This is a genomic window from Actinomycetota bacterium (genome assembly GCA_019347675.1).
Taxonomy (GTDB): domain Bacteria; phylum Actinomycetota; class Nitriliruptoria; order Nitriliruptorales; family JAHWKO01; genus JAHWKW01.
In genome coordinates this window covers 1-2,791 of the sequence record JAHWKW010000063.1, presented here as the reverse complement: position 1 = coordinate 2,791, position 2,791 = coordinate 1, and the positions used below count along the sequence as shown (strand labels likewise).

3 protein-coding genes are annotated in these 2,791 nt (G+C 67.4%); 1 reads left to right on the top strand and 2 read right to left on the bottom strand.

Going from position 1 to position 2,791, the window contains the following annotated elements:
- A partial coding sequence (locus KY462_16845; protein ID MBW3579366.1) for a cupin domain-containing protein occupies positions 1-219 on the bottom strand: 219 nt, incomplete at its 3' end.
- Positions 220-791: 572 nt separating this feature from the next.
- On the bottom strand, positions 792-1,334 hold the full coding sequence (locus tag KY462_16840; GenBank protein MBW3579365.1) for a cupin domain-containing protein: 543 nt from the start codon (positions 1,332-1,334) through the stop codon (positions 792-794).
- A 145-nt stretch (positions 1,335-1,479) separates the two neighbouring features.
- Here KY462_16840 and KY462_16835 point away from each other — a divergent pair, with 145 nt between their 5' ends.
- The gene (locus tag KY462_16835; GenBank protein ID MBW3579364.1) at positions 1,480-2,532 is read left to right on the top strand and encodes a LuxR C-terminal-related transcriptional regulator; all 1,053 of its coding nucleotides are present in this window, start codon (positions 1,480-1,482) and stop codon (positions 2,530-2,532) included.
- The last annotated feature ends 259 nt before the right edge of the window (positions 2,533-2,791 follow it).

Below are 2,791 nucleotides of genomic sequence, written 5' to 3'. Positions count from 1 at the left end.
CTCGAAGGTTTCCCCGCCCACGCTGAACGTCATGATCCCCTGGATGACGTACGCGGCCTCGTCCTCGTTCTGGTGGACGTGCAGCGACGGGCCGGACGTGCGCGGAGGCAGACGGGCCTCCCCGAAAGACACCGCCCCACCGGTCTTCGATCCGTCGGCCAAGACGACCCACGGGTCGTCGCTGTCTCGGGACACCCGGAAGGGCTCGGTCATCGACATGGCGGTTCCCGATCTGTCGTTGGGCGATGTGGGCACTGCACTGCTGGCCGGGAGCTCGGTGTCGAGCCCGCTCCCGAGACTGCCGGCGTCTTCCTGGAACGCTCGCCGCTGGGGAATGACCGCCGCGAGACACTACGCAACGTTGCAGATTTGGCACGCCGGTCCGGAACGCAATCCGTGTTGCGCGCTGGGAGGGATTCGAACCCCCGGCCGCCTGATCCGTAGGTACAGCACGTGGCTCAAACCCAGCGAATATGGACGAACTGAGAGAAATGAGCGAGCCTCGCGACATCTACGGTTGGCACGATTTGGCATGACTTGGCATGGCACCTGTGCCGTCGTCGCAGTCGAACCGAGCCGCGCGGCAGTCCCCTGATGTGTGGTCCGGTCGTCGTGCGTAGCCGCGCGCAACTGCGCCGCGTCGAACGCGTATCCGTCATGTATCGCGCCGCCGGATGGTGCCGCGGGCCGAACGAGAGCGGGCGATCCTGGGCGGCGAGGAGTCCGTCGACGCGGCCCACGCACGAGGCTGCAGCATGACTGCTCCTCCCGTTGGGCTCGCCGCGGATGCATCACGGTCCAGGCGAGGCGGGTTCCTCGAGCATCACGATGCCGGCTCTTTCGAGTGCGGTGGCGAACTTCTCCAAGTCGGGCGGGGTCGGTGGTGGGAGGTCCCGGAGGTCTTCGACAGGTTCGCCGATCTCGCCGAAGAAGCGCTCGTGGATGCCGCCAGGGGACAGGATGATGATGACCCGGCCGACGGTGGCGCCGATGTTGAAGAACGCGTGGGGGGTAGGACGGGGCACGAACAGGTAGTCGCCTGGCCTGGCGACCACGGTGGCGTCGCCGGCCCGGAACTCGTAGGTCCCCTCGACCACGTAGAAGCTCTCCTCGTCGTGGGTGTGGTAGTGGAGGGGCACGCCGCCGCCGGGGTTGTTGGACGCCTCGAAGAACGAGTAGCGCCCCTCGGTGTCGGCCGCTCGGCCCTTGGTGGTGTAGTGGTCGCCCAGGACGCGCACGGTGTCGCCCTGGTCCCGTCGGAGGATCCTGACCTGCCGTTCGGTGCCAGACGGCTCTTTCCTCGTCGCTGGGCCGGTCACGGCTTCGCTGTTCATCGCTGCTCCTCTGGTGGACGGATGTCGGGCCGTATGGTCCACCGCATCGGTCATCCCGTGAATCCCTTGCCGTGGGGGATCGTGTCGGTTGGGATCCCTCGTCGAAGGGATACGAACCGGGTCCGTGGCGGCGTATGCTTCCTCCATGTCTGTCTCCGCGGCCCGCCGCCGTGCACGCGACCGGATCGTGAGGATCGCCGGGTCCTCGATGGACACCGATGCTCTGCGCATGGAGGTCATCGCAGAACTGCGCAAGGCGATCGGCTTCGCGAGCTGGTGCTGGCCCCTGATGGATCCCGAGGCGGTACTACCGACGACGGCGCTCTGCGATCTCGAGTTCATGGACCGTCTGCCGCGACTCCTCGTTCTCGAGGAGGGTCCGAACGAGATGAACACCAAGACGCAGATCCTACGGGCACCCGCCCAGACGGGGATCCTCTCCGCCGTAGCGCAGGGCGACCTCCGTCGGAGCGCACGCTGGCGTGAGGTGTACGAGCCGGCTGGCATCGGCGACGAGCTGCGCCTCGGCATGGGCGACGACAACGGCCCGTGGGCCGTCCTTGACCTGTGGCGGGCCAGCGACGACCGGCCGTTCCAACAGGGCGACGCCCAGCTCCTCGCCGAAACGAGGCGCGCGCTCACGGCAGCGATGCGTCGCAGCGCCGTGCGCCCGCCGGACCGTGAACCCGGGCCTCCACTGCCTCCCGGCGTGGTCGTGGTGGACGAGCACTTCGAGATCTACGCGCAGACCGCCACTGTCCAGCCATGGCTCGACCTGTTCCTCCCCAGGGACCTGCCGTACCTGAGCCGTTGTCCTGGCTTCGTGTGGCAGCTGACGGCCAGGGTTCTGTCCCGGGGTGAGCACGCTCAGGACGCGTCGGCCCGGATCCGCCTTCGGGCTGCGGACGGCCGATGGGTGGTCGCCGAGGGGCAGCGGTTACAGGGCACGGCCGTACCCAGCGTCGCCGTCACTCTGCGTCCGGCCGCTCCCCCCGAGATATTCGACCTCGTATGCTACGGCCACGGTCTCACCGCGAGAGAGACCGAGCTGGCCCGACTCATCGTGCAGGGGCTCGACACTGCAGCAGTCGCCCGCACCCTGTGGGTGTCGGAGTACACGGTCAACGACCACCTCAAGTCGATCTTCTCCAAGATGGGCGTGCGAAGCCGTCTGGAACTTGCTGCGGCGATCGCCTGATCCGCGGGGGCCAAAGTCAGAGACCTCTCGCAAGCACCCAGCAGCGAGCGGTCTTCGTGCTTCTCGGCGCCGTTGACGCGTTGCGTTGTCCCAGCACGGTCGACCAGCAGGCACCTGATGTGGCACCCCCAAAGCGGAACGAGCATCCCTGCCGAGTACCACCTCGATTGACTCGCGACCCAACCTGTAGCCGCCTGCGAGTATGTGGTGAGGCGTTCCACGATCACGGCACAAACGACCGCCCACCGCGCCGAGAGTT

What these genes read in the sequence shown, in the direction of transcription:
- KY462_16840 (MBW3579365.1), bottom strand. Translation starts at nt 1,334, where the DNA reads ATGAACAGCGAAGCCGTGACCGGCCCAGCGACGAGGAAAGAGCCGTCT.
- KY462_16835 (MBW3579364.1), top strand. Translation starts at nt 1,480, where the DNA reads ATGTCTGTCTCCGCGGCCCGCCGCCGTGCACGCGACCGGATCGTGAGG.